This window comes from Bacillus sp. AFS012607 (assembly GCF_002558005.1).
GTDB lineage: Bacteria > Bacillota > Bacilli > Bacillales > Bacillaceae_G > Bacillus_A > Bacillus_A thuringiensis_S.
In genome coordinates, this window is sequence record NZ_NTVM01000005.1 from 105,163 (window position 1) to 120,576 (window position 15,414).

The following is a 15,414-nucleotide window of genomic DNA, read 5'->3' on the forward strand; positions in this document are numbered from 1 at the left end:
TGAGAAGGTGTGAAAATCGCTTTTCAAAATTTCGTTTGGTATAATTATGGACAATCTATGAGGGCTAAAAGGGGTTTTGATATGAGATCAAAAGTAGTAAAAGTAATTCTACTCATTACAATTGCATCTTTCTGTTTATTTGCATATGGCTTTGTTTCAGGTGTAAATGATGTATTAAATCCGAAAGCTTCAAATTTAATTAAAAAGACCGATGTAGTGGCAAAAGAGAAAAAGAAAACGGGAACGTTACAAATCGTTAGTTTAGGTGATTCATTAACGCGTGGCGTTGGTGATAAAGAAGGAATTGGCTATGTTGGGCGAATGAAAGAGGATTTACAAAAAGATTATAAGCAAAAAATTGCATTAACAAATTTAGCAGTTAGTGGTGCAAAAATGCCCGATTTATTAAAACAAATTGAAAGTAATGGCGCTCAATATTCAATTAAGCAAGCAGATGTAATCGTGTTAACGATTGGTGGGAATGATTTGTTCCCAGGCTGGGAATCGCTTGGGAAGATAGATTTAGATACGTATCGTCCTGACACAGAAACGTTTCAAAATGAAGCAAAGAAAATTATAGAAGAAATTCGTAAATTAAATACAGATAGTCCAATTTTTTGGCTTGGTTTATACAATCCTTTTGAAGATGTAGAAGATTTAAAAGGGTCTTCAAACATTGTTGTGGACTGGAATGCATCTTTAGAGAAGTTAGCGCTAAACGATAAAAATGTGTATATTACACCGACATTTGATTTATTCCAAAACCGCGGAAAAGATTTATTATACTCTGATCATTTTCATCCGAACGAAGTAGGTTATACGTATATGGCAGAACGTTTAGTTCAAAATGTTGTAAGTAAATTAAAACTAGAACAAGGAGGGGTAAAATGACGACGATACTTTCCGTACGAGACTTGAAGAAGGTAATTGGAAAGAAGACTCTTGTAGAGGACATTTCCTTTGATGTAAAGCAAGGAGAAGTGTTCGGGTTCTTAGGACCAAATGGTGCTGGAAAGACGACTACCATTCGAATGTTAGTCGGATTGATTACGGCGACAGAAGGTACGATTTCTATCGGTGGTTATTCGATTAAGGACAATTTCAGAGAGGCGATGCGTCAAATTGGGAGTATCGTTGAAAACCCAGAGTTGTATACATATTTAACAGGATGGGAAAATTTAAAGCAATTTGCTCGTATGTTAGGTGATATATCAGATGAACGTATTATTGAAATTGCTGAAATGGTTCATTTAGATGAAAGAATTCATGACAAGGTAAAAACGTACTCACTTGGTATGAAACAACGCCTTGGAATTGCGCAGGCGCTCCTTGGGAATCCAAAATTGCTCATATTAGATGAGCCAACGAATGGTTTAGATCCAGCAGGGATTAGAGAACTTAGGGAATTTATACATAAGCTTGTAAAAGAAGAAAATATGAGCGTGTTTATTTCAAGTCACTTGCTAAGTGAAGTGCAAATGATATGCGATCGCGTTGCTATTATTCATAAAGGAAAGATGATAACAGTTGCCAAGGTTGAAGAATTAATTAAAACAGCAAGTGATCGTGTAGAATGGATTGTTACACCAATTTCTAAGGCGAAAGATATGTTAGAAGCAGCCGAAGAAGTAAGAGAAGTGAGTGTAGAAGGCGAGCGATTATTATGCCGCATGGATATTGCATCTATAAGTAGTTGGAATAAACACTTGGTAGAAAATGAAATAGATGTACATAGTGTTAAGGAGCTTGTATTTACGCTAGAAGATTTATTTATTGAACTCACAAGGGGTGAGCAGCATGCGTGAATTTGCGAATCTAGTTTTAAATGAATCAGAAAAGATTTACCGTAAGAAACGTATTTTTGTTGTTATGCTTATTTTAGCAATCTTAATCCCGCTTTTTGTGTATGCGCAGTATCGCGAAATAGAAACGACACAAAAAAGACTCGGTACAACTGATTGGAAGGTTTCATTGCAACAGCAAATTGTTGATTCTCAGAACCGGTTGAATAATTCTAGATTGCCAGAAGAATGGCGTGATTGGTTAAAGGTAAGAGTTGAACAACAACAATATTATTTAGATCATGATATTAATCCGATGGCGCCAGGTGCACCGACTTTTGTCAGAGCATTTATTGAACAAGGAATTACATTGTTTATTCCGCTTCTCGTAATGATTGTCGCCATTGATATCGTTTCTGGAGAACGAAGTGATGGGACGATGAAGATGTTACTTACGCGGCCGATTCGGCGCTGGAAAATACTCCTTAGTAAATACGTGACGATGTTATTTTTCATTTCGCTCATACTGCTCCTTGTAGGTTTGTTTGCTTACATATTATCAGGGCTTGTATTTGGATACTCGGGATGGAATTTACCTGTTTTAACAGGATTCGTCATTGATAAGGAAACGTTAAATACGAACTTTGTGCACCTTATTCCGCAGTGGCAATACATCTTAATGGCGTATGGACTAGCCTGGTTTGTTGCTATCGTTGTCGGAACTATATCATTTATGGTCTCTGTTTTAATTCGTAATACACCAGCTGGTATGGGCGTTATGCTAGCTGCATTAATTGCAGGCGGTATCTTAAGCTCATTCGCAACATCTTGGGAAGGCGCGAAATATATTTTTAGCGTGAATTTATCATTAACGGATTATTTATCAGGAAAATTACCTGCATTACAAGGCTTATCAATGGGATTTTCTTTGATGAATTTAACTGTTTGGGCAGTTGTTTCTCTTATTATTTCGTTCTTAGTATTTACAAAACAGGATATGTTGAATTAATTGGACAGGAAGTGAAAGCATGGAAAATGTTTTAAGAAATGATTGGGGACCATTACTGGCACCAGAATTTGAGAAAGAGTATTATCTTACTCTATCCAGTTTTTTGACAGAAGAATACAGCACGCATGTTGTTTATCCGAAGGTGGAAGATATTTTTAACGCTCTTCAGTATACAAGTTATGAAAATACAAAGGTTGTTATTTTAGGACAAGATCCGTATCATGGACCGAATCAAGCGCATGGTTTAAGCTTTTCTGTACAACCTGGTGTTAAAACACCACCATCATTGTTAAACATGTATAAAGAGCTTCGAGATGAATATGGTTATGAAATTCCGAATAACGGTTATTTAGTAAAATGGGCGGAGCAAGGAGTATTACTACTAAATACCGTATTAACAGTTCGTCAAAGTGAAGCAAATTCTCATAAGGGAAAAGGATGGGAGCACTTCACAGATCGTGTGATTCAACTGTTGAATGAACGTGAAAAGCCAGTTATTTTCATATTGTGGGGGCGCCATGCGCAGGCGAAGAAGAAGTTAATTACGAATCCGAATCATCATATTATCGAGTCTGTACATCCAAGTCCATTATCAGCAAGACGTGGTTTCTTTGGTAGTAAGCCATACTCTAAAGTAAATACGATTTTAGCTAATATGGGCGAAAGAGAAATTGATTGGGAAATTCCAAATTTATAAATAGAAAAGGTAGTTAACAGTCGTTAACTACCTTTTTATTATTATTGCTCGTTCTTTAATTTTGCATCTAGTACAAAAGTACCAAATGGGATAACTGATGAAACGAATGCTCCAAGTGCCCATAAAATTGATTTACGGTGTACGATTGTTACTTGAATTACTGCAAAGATGAATAGAATAAATAGAACACCATGAGCCATGCCTGTAATTTTAACAGCTGTTGCAAATCCTGCGAAATATTTCAATGGCATTGCTACAAATAATAGTAATAGGAAAGAAATACCCTCAACTAGTCCAATTGCTCTTAATCGTCCGATTGGTGTAGATAACATAAAGTAGCCTCCTTTAACGTATGCTTGTATATAGTAAATTTGTATTCTTTTTCAAAATAAAATAGTCTATTTTGTTTCATTATATACAAAAAGAAAGTTTACACTACGAGAATAGTGCAAAGTTCAAAATATAGTCACAAAAGCATGAGAATTTAAATAAAAACCTATTTGAAGTATTTGACTTCAAATAGGTTTTGTGAATGAAAATATTAAACAAGTACATCCGTTTTTAAAACAAATTTCTCTACAACTTTTGCAACACCATCGTTCATATTTGTATCTGTTACGTAATTTGCAATTTCTTTAATATCATCAGGTGCATTGCCCATTGCAACGCCAAGACCAGCAAATTCAATCATTGCTTGGTCGTTATAGCTATCGCCCATTGCGATAACTTCTTCACGCTTAATGCCAAGCTTTTGAATCAGTTTGTTTAAGCTCGTTCCTTTTGTAACACCGGCTTCAGTAAATTCTAAGAAGAATGGTTTCGAACGCATCACGCTTAATTGGCCTTCTAGTTGTTTTTGTAGTTTCTTTTCAACTTCAACAAGGCGTTCAGCTTCTTTATTCATTAATACTTTTACTACAGGCTCTTTAACTGCGGCTTTAAAGTCATCTACTACAACAATTGGCATACCAGTAATATCGCCCTCAATTTCAGTATAAGGATTATTTTCTTCCGTTACGATATCATCGCCCATATAAGTATGAATCCATACATCTTCAGTTTTACTAATTTCAAATAGGTTGTGAACGATTTCAGGAGATAGTGTACTACTAAAGATTTCTTCGTTTGTTTTACAGTTAATAATTTTTGCGCCATTAAAAGATAGAATGAAACTGCCGTATTCTTCTAAGCGAAGTTCTTTGGCTACATTGCGCATACCAAACGTTGGACGTCCAGAAGCAAGTACAACCTTTACCCCTTGCTCTTGTGCAGTCATTAACGCTTCTTTCGTACGAGGTGAAATAGTATGGTCATCACGTAATAAAGTATCATCTAAATCTAAAACAATCATTTTATAAGTCATATAGAAAATTCCTTTCTTTAATTGAAATCAAAATACATGTTCATGAAGATGTTGAGGAATAATAGTAAGACATCAAACCTCTTTGAAAAGAAGTAGATAAATCATTATGAGTGTGTTGCTCATAATATCGGTTAATAATCATTGGGGATGGATAAAACCCCAATGATTCAAGTTTGATTTTATCGTAACAACTCTAAAGGTAGAGTGCAATAATGGAAGTTTTCCAATTTACGATATTTGTTTTGCTGTGGAACGAGAAAATAGTATTTCTAGCAAAATGGCCATTACAGATCCAAGAACGAGACCGTTACTTAAAAACGATGCTAGAAATGGTGGAAGTGTGGAATATGCTCCTGCTGGAACAAACATAACTCCGACTCCTGTGAAGATTGAAAGACCGGCTACTTTAAATAATCGTTCTTTATCCTGGACAGTTTCGTATTCTCGAAAGGCAAGGCCAATCATGCTTGCGAATACAGGATAAATAGCGGCATAACCAACTGCAACAGGGATTGCTGCAAAGAATGAAGTGATCTTTGGAAATATACTAACGACAATAATAAAGCTTGACCCTAATATAAACGGGAGACGTTTATAAATATTAGTCGTTGCAATAAAACCTGCTGATCCAGAAATAGCGACAGGCCCAATAGCTGAAAATAGGCCGCCTAGCAATTGGTTGATTCCTGTTATAATGCCAGCTTGTTTAAAACGATCTGGTGCTGCATTCTTTTCATACTTAGAGACAATCCTTTGCACAACACGAATACTTGCTAACATATTTGTTAGAAGTAATAGTGTAACGAAAACGACCGTAATTGCCATGTTCCATTCAATACGAGGCATTCCGAAAACAAATAGAGACGGAAAACGGATTATATCTGTCACAGGCGTTACTGGATTTGATAACCCGAAGCATGCGAATAATATCCAGCCGCATACGATACTGAAAAGAACAGAATATTGTCCAATAATAGGTAGCTTCATGATGAAAAAGGATAGTAAAATAACAATGAGTGAAAGAATAAATACGTTAGGTTGTACTTCTGTATGTTTTCCATCAAGGCCAAACATTCCCTTTAAGAAGGAGCCACTAAGCTGCGCAACAAGAAGAAATAAATATGTTCCAATGACTGTCGGTGTAAAATAGCGAACGAGTTTATCAATAAGTCCAAAAGCGCTAAGAATAATACAAATAATACCGCTTAATAGGAAAGCATATTGAAGAACTTTAAGTGTCTCATTGTTTGATCCAAATAATACGACGCCTAAACTTGCGTAAAGGGAGAAAATTCCCCACCAAAGTCCAGCAGGACCTTCTTGAATAGGAAGTTTATGCCCAAATATAGCTTGCAAGAGACCAGCAAAGCCTAGAACAAATAATGTTCTTTGTACGAATGCGATAGCTTCAGCGCCATCAAGACCATAACTAGTTGCGACACTAATTGGTACAATAAGGCTTCCAGCTAAAATAAATAGTGCCCATTGTAAGGCGGAAAGAAATGTCTTCATTATATCAACCTCTTTCATAGATTCCGTATCTAGTATATACGTATTTTATTTCCACTGGCAAAGATTGTAGATAGAGAAAAGAGTTGAAATACGGTATGAATGCACGTAAGCAATTATGGATCGCAGTTATATGTATGACTTTTGTTGTAATTCTAGGAACGATAGGATTTATGACAATTGAAGAGATTAGTTTGTTTCAAGCATTTTGGATGACGATGATTACTGTATTGACTGTTGGATACGGAGATGCTGTTCCTGTAACGCAAGCGGGGAAAGTATTTGCGCTCCTTATTATTCCTGTTGGCGTAGGTATTGTTACGTATGCAATTGGGGTAGTGGCAGCTATGATTATTGAAGGGAATTTATTTCATGCAGTGCGGAGGAAGAAGATGGATAAACAAATAGCGCAGTTGAAAAATCATATTATAGTATGTGGTTGCGGTAGAGTGGGGCTTCAAGTTGTACATGAATTGCAAGAAAAGAAAATTCCATTTGTTGTTGTCGATAAAGATGAAAGTGTATTAGAGAAGGGAAAGCTTTTGTATATACATGGAGATGCGACGGAGGATCAAGTTTTACATCATGCTGGAATTTCAAAAGCGGCTGGTTTAGTTGCTATCGTAGCAAATGATGCTGAAAATGTATTTATTACATTAACAGCAAGAGGATTAAACGATGCAATTAAAATTGTGGCGAGATCTGAAAAGCCAGAAACTGAAGAGAAATTAAGGCGTGCGGGTGCAAATAAAGTTATTAATCCATCCAGTATGGCAGGAATTCATATTGCAAAAGGTATTGCGAATCCATTAACAGTTCATTATATTGATACAGTGCTGTATGGGATAGAACAGTCATTTGTCATTGAAGAAATTTTAGTTGGAAAAGATTCAATATTAGTTGGTAAATCGTTACTAGAGAGTGATGTGAGGAATCAGTTTGATGTAACGATATTAGCGATTTTGAGAAATGGGGATATTATACATAATCCAACGGGGCAGGAAAAACTGCAAGAACATGATATGATAATAGTATTTGGTTTAGTAGAGAAGCTGAAGCAATTTGAGAAAGAACTACAAAGTACGAGGTGATAAGGAATGCAAATATCGAGCGATAAGATTTTAAATAAAATGGCGAATGAAATTGCAAAGGCAAAAAGTAGTGAAGGACAAAAATCAAAAGATCATTTATTAGTTGTGCGTGCTTTATGCGATTTACTATTAGATGAACAGGTTGAATCTTCTACGTATAGGGAGCCGCAAATTCAATCGCAAGTAATTGGATCGCAGCCTATAAAGACAGTTCAACCAGTTATGCCAGTTTCTGGAGAACCTGTGTATATTAAAGAAGAAGGTGCAAATGGTAATTCTTTATTTGATTTTTAAGGATTAAATCGTTTGGCTTATATGAAAAAATTGCTTATGATAAAAGTAAAAAAGGGGAATTAAGATGAAAATTTTCTTTTTACTAGGTTGTATTGCAGCGGGGCTATCTGTTGCGTTAGGAGCCTTTGGAGCACACGGTTTAGAAAATAAAATTTCTGCGAAAATGTTAGAAGTTTGGAAAACAGGTGTTACATATCAAATGTTTCATGCAGGTGGACTATTCGTAGTTGCTTTATTGATGGATAAGGTTCAATCATCACTTTTAACTACTGCTGGTTGGCTTATGGTAGCTGGGATTATTATGTTTTCAGGCAGTTTGTATGCATTAAGTACGACAGGTATTAAGTTCTTTGGCCCAATTACGCCTCTTGGTGGCGTAGCGTTTATTGTAGCATGGATTTTAGTCGGAACTGCAGTTGTAAAAGGTTTATAAAAAAACAAAAGCTGGCATATGCCAGCTTTTTTTATGGTCTTGGAGCATAAGTTGCTTGTTGACTAGGTAAGTACGTAATTTCTTCGGGGAATTCCACATAATCTAAGTAAATCATTAATAGTAAAAAACGTTTCCCTGATTGTGGCTCACTAATTACAATATGATCGCGACCAGCTGCTTCGATAATCCCTGTATACGATTGGGTACCGAGTGAGCTACCACGTTCATAAGTCATTACAACCGTAGCTTGCTTACCCTTGTTTAAACGAAGGATATTTTCAATATAGGATTGTTCTAATGGTAACATGCCTTGAGAAACGGCATATTGAGCTTGCGCCGCTTGTTGTTGCATTGCTTGCTGTTGTTGCTGTTGTTGTGGAGTCATTTGCTGCGGTTGTACATAAGTTCCAGATGGTTGATAAAATCCAGTTCCGTAATACGGGTTTTGTTGCTGTGCCATTCAAAAATCCCTCCTTATTATCAATCCTTAATATACGCTAGGACAATCTTCGCCAGATGGCTGGAAGAAGCAGTGCTTTTTGAAGCGACCAGAGTTTTGTTGATTATACCAAGTTGACGGACAAGGGCCTTCAGGTCTAAAAAACCATAAGGAAAAATTTGCAGGCCAAAAGCGTTGTCCCTGAATCGTTCGCCTTGCTAAAGCAATATCTTGTTCCCTTGCACGTTGATAAAAATACCCTTTTTGTGTTGCCTCAAAACCACCAGGATTTTGATACACCATTTGACGTAAATTACGTATTTTTTTAAAATCTAAACAATTTCCACGGACACGATTTACCCCAACGTTCCCGACCATCAACATCCCCTGTTGTCCTTCTCCTTCGGCTTCAGCACGCATCAGTCTAGCTAATAACTTTACATCTTCTTCGTTATAAGCAATAACGCCCATTATGTGTCACCTCTCTTTTTGGAATACCTTGTGGAAAGAGGTTTATCCCGCATTAACGGGCAGTAAGACTCCCACCTTAAAATTGGGCTGGAGCAAAGAAGGTGGGTGGGAGATCAAACTGCCCGTAAAAGCCCGATTAGTTCAACTAATAATCAGTGGGAATGAACAAAACCCCCACTGATTAAAGTTTCACTTTATCTCTAGATGAAGTGTGTAACAATTACTAGTTCATACGTATGAGGAAAAGGACTCAGATATGACAACCAAACGAAGTTTTACATGGAGAGAAGAAAATAAAAAAAGCTAGCGTGAGCTAGCTTTTCATCATTATTAAAATACTTTAGACCATAAGTTTGAGAAGAAATCTCCAATAGAGCGCATTGATAATACAAACCAATTTGCTTTTTCAACTTCTTCTGTCGTTTTTGCAGTAGCTTTCATACTTTTACTACCGTCTAAGAAACCATATTTATCAGTTGATTCTAAAGTAATTGAGCCTACTTTGGTATCTTTCTTAACAGGAGCAACTAAATGTCCATCTTCAGCAAGGGATTTATCTAATTCAGTCCCAATTTTATAAGGCTCTTTGCTACCTTTTTTCGCAATTACTGTTATTTCTTTTTCGGGTGCAACAGTTACTTGGTCTTCTTTCCCTTTTACTACAGAGATTGTATTGTTTTTATTAACTTTTAATTTTTGTTTTTCAAAGTTATTAAATCCATGTTCGATTAATTCACGAGATTCTGTGAAGCGTTCATCCATTGATTTTGTTTTAATAATAACCGAGATAAGACGAACATCACCACGTTTCGCTGTAATAGTGAACCCATATCCAGCGGTATCAGAACTACCAGTTTTTAAACCGTCCGTTCCATCATAAGAGAAGGCAGCGCCTGGTAACATCCAGTTCCAGTTTTCCATACGAATTGGTTTTGGATGATTGTCTGGGAAGTTTCTAAATCTTTGTTTTGTATCCTCTAGCATTTCTGGATACTTTGTAATAATCGTTTTTGCAAGAATACCCATATCGCGAGCTGACATGGAGTTTTCTCCGGTCGGATCTGTTCCTTCAGGATGTTTTCCTTTTAAATCAGCATTATTTAACCCGGTAGAGTTTACAAATTTATATTTCTTTAACCCTAGCTTTTTTGCATGTTCATTTGCAAGATTTAAGAAGTTTTTCTCACTTCCTGCAAGAAGTTCTGCTAAAGCAATACTAGAACCATTTGCAGAGAATATAACAATAGAATGATATAATTCTCTTACAGTATATTGACGTCCTTTTTCGAACGGTACATTAGAGAATTCATTATTACGAGAGACTTCATAAGCGTAATCAGAAATATTTACTTTCGTATCCCAAGTGATTTTTCCTTCTTTAATTGCTTCTAAAACAGCGTAAACAACAATTAATTTTGACATACTAGCAATAGCTAGCAATTCATCTGGATTTTGCTCGTGAAGTATTTTTCCTGTATCTGCATCAAATAAAAGTGCAGCAGCAGCCTCAATATGTATTTTTTCTTCCGCATGGGATGTTGTTACTCCTAAGGAAGAAATTGACAATACAAGCAATAGTAAAATAGACAAGATTTTTTTCATATAGATTATCACCTTCGCATCGTTATTTAGCATATAGCTCGTATCATTTTAGCATAAATTTGGATATAGAAAGGTTACAATTTTGTAAGGTATTTGAAAGAGATTTGTCGATTTTTGTTCAAATTTGCGGAGAAAAGCAGTTTTTTGAGGAGAAATATGGAGGGTAATAAAAAAAGGAACGAATTTCGTTCCTTTTTTTACGATTTTATATGTGTAAAAATTTCTCTACCTTGTCGTCTGGTAAAATGTTTCCAACGAAAAATGTTCCGAATTCACCATAACGAGCACTTACTTCATCGAAGCGCATTTCATATATAAGTTTTTTAAATTGAAGAACATCGTCAGCGAATAATGTTACGCCCCACTCAAAATCGTCGAATCCAACTGACCCTGAAATAACTTGGCGTACTTTACCTGCGTATTGACGACCAATTTTACTATGACTGTACATCATTTTTTTACGCTCTTCCATAGGAAGCATGTACCAGTTGTCATCACCTTGGCGACGCTTATCCATTGGATAGAAGCAAATGTGATTTGCTTTTGGTAGTTCTGGATATAAGCGAGCTAAGATTTGTGGGTTTTGATATGGATCTTCATCAGCTGGAAGGTAGTTGCTTAGTTCAACAACAGATACGTAAGAGTATGCAGGAACCATATATTCAGCTAATGTTGTTTTATTCAATTCTGTCTCAATTTCATTTAACTCTTCCATTGTTGGACGTAAAATCATAAGCATAATATCAGCTTTTTGGCCAACAACTGTATACATTGCATGACTACCTTTTTTCGCAGTAGATACTTCGTTCCATTTTTCAACGACATTTAAAAATTCAGACACAGCTTGTCCGCGTTCGTCGCTAGATAATGTTTTCCATGCAGCCCAATCAATAGAACGTAAATCATGTAAACAATACCAGCCATCTAACGTTGTTGTTGCTTCACTCATTCTATTCACCTCAGTTAATGATAGTTTTACACGTTAACTATAGCATATATAGTTTTAAAATCATCTATATAAAGCTTTGGCGCATAAAATTGTCACATTTAAATTTACTTGAAAATAGGAGGAGATAAGGATTAAAGGGGATTTATTTTTAGGCTGAATTTTATGAAAATATAATCATTTTCATTTTATCTATTTTTTGGGAGCTATAAGTTTAAAATATAGAAGAAAAGCAGTATTCTTAAAGATAGAGTTTTTTTAACATATGTAGGAGGGTTTATTCGTGAGCAACTTATTTACAACAGTAAAAGAAAAAGTTCAAGGAAAAGGCATTTCTATCGTACTTCCTGAAGGAACTGATGAAAGAATTTTAGGCGCTGCAGAGCGTTTAGCAAAAGAAGAGTTAGTAAAACCAATCTTAGTTGGTAATAAGGAAGAAATTAGCGCAAAAGCTGCTAGCATGAATTTAACATTAGCAGGCGTTGATATTTATGACCCAGCTACATATGAAGAAATGGATGCAATGGTAGCATCTTTCGTTGAACGCCGTAAAGGTAAAGCAACTGAAGAAGACGCTCGCAAAATCCTTAAAGACGAAAACTACTTCGGTACAATGCTTGTATACATGGGCAAAGCACACGGTTTAGTAAGTGGTGCAGCTCACTCTACAGCTGATACAGTTCGTCCAGCACTTCAAATCATTAAAACAAAACCAGGCGTTACAAAAACTTCTGGCGTATTCATCATGGTACGTGAAGAAGAGAAATATGTATTCGCTGATTGCGCAATTAACATTGCACCAAACAGCCAAGATTTAGCTGAAATTGGTATCGAGAGTGCAAAAACTGCTGAATTATTCGGTATTGACCCACGCGTTGCTATGTTAAGCTTCTCTACAAAAGGTTCTGCGAAATCTCCAGAAACAGAAAAAGTTGTAGAAGCAACTCGCATTGCAAAAGAAATGGCTCCTGAATTAACTTTAGATGGAGAATTCCAATTCGATGCTGCATTCGTACCATCTGTAGCTGAGAAAAAAGCTCCAGGTTCTACAATTAAAGGTGATGCTAACGTATTCGTATTCCCAAGCTTAGAAGCTGGTAATATCGGTTACAAAATCGCTCAACGTTTAGGTAACTTCGAAGCAGTAGGACCAATCTTACAAGGTTTAAACATGCCTGTAAATGACCTATCTCGTGGATGTAACGAAGAAGAAGTGTACAAGTTAGCTTTAATTACAGCAGCTCAAGCACTTTAATTCTATAATGAATTGAAATAAAGACCGTCGCTATAATAGCGACGGTCTTTATTTTTCTAAGCCAAGTGCTTTATTGTTACGATCAATAATCCGTTGTAAATTCGTCTCATATAAAGGTATTTCATCTATTGTTAATTGAGATGGTGTTAACTTCGGAGCGAATTGCTGCAATGTTTTTAAAAGGCGCATCATTAAATCTTGTACTGTAATGGTTTCGCCAAGTAATTCTGAAAGTGAAGCCATCGTACTCGGTACAATTTCAGGATACGTAAAGCGTGTTTCTTCTCCTTGAATGGCTAGGTTATAGAAATCACGAACGAGTGCGGCACGCTCAGAGCCACTTCCTGTAGCACAAAGATAAATTTGGACAGCGACACCCCCGCGAATACGGCGCTGTGAAATGCCAGCGAATTTTTGATCGCGAATACTTAAGTCATAGCTACCAGGACAATAAGAACCTACAATTTCTTTTGCCTCGATAGTAACGTCGTAATCCTTTAACATCTCCTTAATTAAATGCCACATCGTATCGTATCCAAGATCAATATCGATACCTTTTTCTGTTTCTTGGAATAAAAGTGATACGTTTAAAACACCTTCATCAAGCACGACTGCAAGCCCGCCAGAATTACGAACAATAACATTGAAGTTGTTCTTTTTTAACAAGGAAATGCCTTCTTCTAAGTGTGGTAGGCGTGAATCTTGAATGCCAAGAACAATTGTATTGTGATGAACCCAAGAACGCATTGTTGCAGCTGATTGACCATTTCCAATGCTTGTGCACAGTGTGTCATCCATTGCGAATGACTGCAATGCATGGAATGTTGGTCCCAAACTAGATTGATCTACAATACGCCACTCTGGCTGAGATAAAATGGAACGGGAATTGCTCATATAACTAACCCCTTATCTTTAAAATGACAATCTCTATTATAGCAAAAAAATGAAGAATAGAGTTTTCTCATATATAAAGGGGAAGTTTAGATGTGAAAGAATAAAAAGGATGCATTATATGCATCCTTTTTATTCTGCAATTTTTTCTAAATTACCGTTTCGATCCATTCGGAAAGATGTTTGAGAACGTTCTTCGTCATCCATGACTGCCAACTTACGAGCTCGGTTCATAATGTTCATAAGTGTTTCGTAATCTTCTTGTACAGTATGAGATTGCTTTTCTAATTTTTCTAGTTTCTTTTCTAGTTCTTCATTTCGAAGGATTTGTGCTTTAATTTCTTGTTTCAATCTCGTATTCTCGTTTTCAAGAGCTGTTACTTTTATATTTGAGGATCCAACTGTTTGTAAGAAATAAATAACATCTTGCATTGTCATAGAGCTTTTTGCAACAGGAACGGTAGATTCTTGATATGGAATAGCTTCTTTATATTGTACAATTGATTCCTCTTGTACGAATTCTTCATAATCAGTTATCGAATCTGAAGCTGGTGGTGTATAAAGTAAACGTTTTTTCGCTTGCTCACCGCTTGCAGCGCGCATTTTATCTTTACGATGTTTTTTTGCTAGTTGAAGAGCTTGTTCATAGCTATAGCGAACGACAGCATTCCAGCGGAAACCACAAGCAGCGGATGTACGATTTAACTGATCCCCTACTTCCTCAAATGCATTTAATTGCGTACTTCCTTCTCGAACATGACGAAGTACCGTTTCAGCAAGTAATAAATCATCCTCATCTGTCCAAGCATCTTGTCTTACTTTCATAGATTCAACTCCCTTTCTTTTTATGAACTTCCTATTTTTATAATGGGCAAAAAAATAAACTTTTATACAAAGCTTTTAAAAATATGGTAGATTTCGATGAAAGGTAAAAATTTTCCCATGAATGGTGAGCGCTTCTGTAGGAGAGCATATAAATATGTAGCATTATGTAGAGAATAGGCCCTGTAGGGAAACTTGCAACGAGCTTCAAAGAACGGTAAAATACCATTTAGTGTTTATTTTTAAATGTACTTGAGAAAAGTTTAAAATAGAGGAAGTGTTATATAATGGGAAACGAATTTCGCGTGTGCGATGACTGTCAGGCAACGAACGTTAAAACGTTAGTTCCGAAGTTAAAAAAAGTAGATTCATGTGCAACGATTGAAGTTGGATGTCAGTCTTACTGTGGTCCTGGTCGTAAAAAATCATTCGCATTTGTAAATAACCGTCCAGTTGCGGCTCCAACAGAAGATGAGTTAATCGTAAAAATTGAAGCAAAGTTAAATAAGTAAGAAAAAGAAGAGTGAAAAGATTACTCTTCTTTTTTATGCCCATAAGAGGAACGATTTATTCTGCGAAAGTGCTCTTGTGTGGACGAACGTTTTCTAAAGGATGGATATAACTTTTGTATTAAAGTTCTAATTTATATAAATTTGTATTTCAAAATAATGGTTGACAGTCTTTTAAAGCGATAGGTAGAATAGAAGTGTCTGATTCTGAGAATCATTATCAGGAAAATAACAATTCACCTAATTTTTTTATTACTATTTGAGAATAAATTTCATTTTAATAAATATATGTTGTTGGTTAG

General features: G+C 36.0%; 18 protein-coding genes. 9 read left to right on the forward strand and 9 right to left on the reverse strand.

Annotation, left to right across the window (positions count from 1 at the left end; genetic code table 11):
* Nucleotides 1-9: 9 nt before the first annotated feature.
* The 4 genes from CN409_RS03295 to CN409_RS03310 are packed head-to-tail and all read left to right on the forward strand — an operon-like array spanning nt 10 to nt 3,487.
* The gene (locus tag CN409_RS03295; protein ID WP_002083539.1) at nt 10-891 is read left to right on the forward strand and encodes an SGNH/GDSL hydrolase family protein; all 882 of its coding nucleotides are present in this window, start codon (nt 10-12) and stop codon (nt 889-891) included.
* The gene (locus CN409_RS03300; RefSeq protein ID WP_000207706.1) at nt 888-1,805 is read left to right on the forward strand and encodes an ABC transporter ATP-binding protein; all 918 of its coding nucleotides are present in this window, start codon (nt 888-890) and stop codon (nt 1,803-1,805) included. Before CN409_RS03295 ends, CN409_RS03300 begins: the two co-directional genes overlap by 4 nt.
* On the forward strand, nt 1,798-2,790 hold the full coding sequence (locus tag CN409_RS03305) for an ABC transporter permease subunit (RefSeq protein ID WP_001206482.1): 993 nt from the start codon (nt 1,798-1,800) through the stop codon (nt 2,788-2,790). Before CN409_RS03300 ends, CN409_RS03305 begins: the two co-directional genes overlap by 8 nt.
* 19 nt (nt 2,791-2,809) lie before the next feature.
* On the forward strand, nt 2,810-3,487 hold the full coding sequence (locus CN409_RS03310; protein WP_000432545.1) for a uracil-DNA glycosylase: 678 nt from the start codon (nt 2,810-2,812) through the stop codon (nt 3,485-3,487).
* A 41-nt stretch (nt 3,488-3,528) separates the two neighbouring features.
* Here the strand turns inward: CN409_RS03310 and CN409_RS03315 are convergent, their stop codons facing one another.
* From CN409_RS03315 to CN409_RS03325, 3 genes are all read right to left on the reverse strand, one after another.
* Nucleotides 3,529-3,819 (reverse strand): DUF3817 domain-containing protein, encoded by a 291-nt coding sequence (locus CN409_RS03315; protein WP_000953395.1) that lies wholly within the window; start codon nt 3,817-3,819, stop codon nt 3,529-3,531.
* Between the two features lie 209 nt (nt 3,820-4,028).
* Nucleotides 4,029-4,850: a Cof-type HAD-IIB family hydrolase gene (locus CN409_RS03320; RefSeq protein ID WP_000221382.1), complete on the reverse strand. Its 822-nt coding sequence runs from the start codon at nt 4,848-4,850 to the stop codon at nt 4,029-4,031.
* Between the two features lie 228 nt (nt 4,851-5,078).
* Nucleotides 5,079-6,362, reverse strand: coding sequence for a purine/pyrimidine permease (locus CN409_RS03325; RefSeq protein ID WP_000847020.1), 1,284 nt, complete (start codon nt 6,360-6,362; stop codon nt 5,079-5,081).
* A gap of 95 nt (nt 6,363-6,457) precedes the next feature.
* On the opposite strand from CN409_RS03325, the gene CN409_RS03330 reads away from it, so the two are divergent.
* The 3 genes from CN409_RS03330 (at nt 6,458) to CN409_RS03340 (ending at nt 8,177) form a co-directional block, all read left to right on the forward strand.
* Complete coding sequence (locus CN409_RS03330) at nt 6,458-7,450, forward strand: potassium channel family protein (protein WP_000993978.1); 993 nt, start codon at nt 6,458-6,460, stop codon at nt 7,448-7,450.
* A gap of 6 nt (nt 7,451-7,456) precedes the next feature.
* Nucleotides 7,457-7,744 carry a YwdI family protein gene (locus CN409_RS03335; RefSeq protein ID WP_001167339.1) on the forward strand — a complete coding sequence of 96 codons (288 nt, stop codon included), beginning with the start codon at nt 7,457-7,459 and terminating at the stop codon, nt 7,742-7,744.
* 64 nt (nt 7,745-7,808) lie between these two features.
* On the forward strand, nt 7,809-8,177 hold the full coding sequence (locus tag CN409_RS03340; RefSeq protein ID WP_000688315.1) for a DUF423 domain-containing protein: 369 nt from the start codon (nt 7,809-7,811) through the stop codon (nt 8,175-8,177).
* 31 nt (nt 8,178-8,208) lie between these two features.
* Here the strand turns inward: CN409_RS03340 and gerQ are convergent, their stop codons facing one another.
* The 4 genes from gerQ to hemQ all read right to left on the reverse strand — a co-directional run bounded on the left by gerQ (nt 8,209) and on the right by hemQ (nt 11,638).
* Nucleotides 8,209-8,637, reverse strand: coding sequence for a spore coat protein GerQ (gene gerQ / locus CN409_RS03345; protein ID WP_000068647.1), 429 nt, complete (start codon nt 8,635-8,637; stop codon nt 8,209-8,211).
* A 27-nt stretch (nt 8,638-8,664) separates the two neighbouring features.
* The gene (gene cwlJ / locus CN409_RS03350; RefSeq protein WP_000538164.1) at nt 8,665-9,087 is read right to left on the reverse strand and encodes a cell wall hydrolase CwlJ; all 423 of its coding nucleotides are present in this window, start codon (nt 9,085-9,087) and stop codon (nt 8,665-8,667) included.
* Nucleotides 9,088-9,417: 330 nt separating this feature from the next.
* Nucleotides 9,418-10,689, reverse strand: a complete 1,272-nt coding sequence (locus CN409_RS03355) for a serine hydrolase (protein WP_000722876.1) — start codon at nt 10,687-10,689, stop codon at nt 9,418-9,420.
* Between the two features lie 205 nt (nt 10,690-10,894).
* The gene (gene hemQ, locus CN409_RS03360; protein WP_001287601.1) at nt 10,895-11,638 is read right to left on the reverse strand and encodes a hydrogen peroxide-dependent heme synthase; all 744 of its coding nucleotides are present in this window, start codon (nt 11,636-11,638) and stop codon (nt 10,895-10,897) included.
* A gap of 280 nt (nt 11,639-11,918) precedes the next feature.
* On the opposite strand from hemQ, the gene pta reads away from it, so the two are divergent.
* A complete protein-coding gene (gene pta, locus CN409_RS03365; protein WP_000067215.1) occupies nt 11,919-12,890 on the forward strand; it encodes a phosphate acetyltransferase in 972 nt (323 codons plus the stop codon).
* Between the two features lie 48 nt (nt 12,891-12,938).
* Here the strand turns inward: pta and lipL are convergent, their stop codons facing one another.
* Both lipL and CN409_RS03375 read right to left on the reverse strand, forming a co-directional pair.
* Nucleotides 12,939-13,784 (reverse strand): octanoyl-[GcvH]:protein N-octanoyltransferase, encoded by an 846-nt coding sequence (gene lipL, locus CN409_RS03370; protein ID WP_000071959.1) that lies wholly within the window; start codon nt 13,782-13,784, stop codon nt 12,939-12,941.
* A gap of 129 nt (nt 13,785-13,913) precedes the next feature.
* Nucleotides 13,914-14,606 (reverse strand): RsfA family transcriptional regulator, encoded by a 693-nt coding sequence (locus tag CN409_RS03375; protein ID WP_000868355.1) that lies wholly within the window; start codon nt 14,604-14,606, stop codon nt 13,914-13,916.
* 284 nt (nt 14,607-14,890) lie between these two features.
* Here CN409_RS03375 and CN409_RS03380 point away from each other — a divergent pair, with 284 nt between their 5' ends.
* The gene (locus CN409_RS03380) at nt 14,891-15,115 is read left to right on the forward strand and encodes a YuzB family protein (protein ID WP_000526079.1); all 225 of its coding nucleotides are present in this window, start codon (nt 14,891-14,893) and stop codon (nt 15,113-15,115) included.
* The last annotated feature ends 299 nt before the right edge of the window (nt 15,116-15,414 follow it).

What these genes read in the sequence shown, in the direction of transcription:
- CN409_RS03305 (WP_001206482.1), top strand. Translation starts at nt 1,798, where the DNA reads ATGCGTGAATTTGCGAATCTAGTTTTAAATGAATCAGAAAAGATTTAC.
- cwlJ (WP_000538164.1), bottom strand. Translation starts at nt 9,087, where the DNA reads ATGGGCGTTATTGCTTATAACGAAGAAGATGTAAAGTTATTAGCTAGA.
- CN409_RS03380 (WP_000526079.1), top strand. Translation starts at nt 14,891, where the DNA reads ATGGGAAACGAATTTCGCGTGTGCGATGACTGTCAGGCAACGAACGTT.
- CN409_RS03355 (WP_000722876.1), bottom strand. Translation starts at nt 10,689, where the DNA reads ATGAAAAAAATCTTGTCTATTTTACTATTGCTTGTATTGTCAATTTCT.
- lipL (WP_000071959.1), bottom strand. Translation starts at nt 13,784, where the DNA reads ATGAGCAATTCCCGTTCCATTTTATCTCAGCCAGAGTGGCGTATTGTA.
- CN409_RS03335 (WP_001167339.1), top strand. Translation starts at nt 7,457, where the DNA reads ATGCAAATATCGAGCGATAAGATTTTAAATAAAATGGCGAATGAAATT.
- CN409_RS03320 (WP_000221382.1), bottom strand. Translation starts at nt 4,850, where the DNA reads ATGACTTATAAAATGATTGTTTTAGATTTAGATGATACTTTATTACGT.
- hemQ (WP_001287601.1), bottom strand. Translation starts at nt 11,638, where the DNA reads ATGAGTGAAGCAACAACAACGTTAGATGGCTGGTATTGTTTACATGAT.
- CN409_RS03310 (WP_000432545.1), top strand. Translation starts at nt 2,810, where the DNA reads ATGGAAAATGTTTTAAGAAATGATTGGGGACCATTACTGGCACCAGAA.
- CN409_RS03300 (WP_000207706.1), top strand. Translation starts at nt 888, where the DNA reads ATGACGACGATACTTTCCGTACGAGACTTGAAGAAGGTAATTGGAAAG.
- CN409_RS03340 (WP_000688315.1), top strand. Translation starts at nt 7,809, where the DNA reads ATGAAAATTTTCTTTTTACTAGGTTGTATTGCAGCGGGGCTATCTGTT.
- CN409_RS03315 (WP_000953395.1), bottom strand. Translation starts at nt 3,819, where the DNA reads ATGTTATCTACACCAATCGGACGATTAAGAGCAATTGGACTAGTTGAG.
- CN409_RS03325 (WP_000847020.1), bottom strand. Translation starts at nt 6,362, where the DNA reads ATGAAGACATTTCTTTCCGCCTTACAATGGGCACTATTTATTTTAGCT.
- CN409_RS03375 (WP_000868355.1), bottom strand. Translation starts at nt 14,606, where the DNA reads ATGAAAGTAAGACAAGATGCTTGGACAGATGAGGATGATTTATTACTT.
- gerQ (WP_000068647.1), bottom strand. Translation starts at nt 8,637, where the DNA reads ATGGCACAGCAACAAAACCCGTATTACGGAACTGGATTTTATCAACCA.
- CN409_RS03330 (WP_000993978.1), top strand. Translation starts at nt 6,458, where the DNA reads ATGAATGCACGTAAGCAATTATGGATCGCAGTTATATGTATGACTTTT.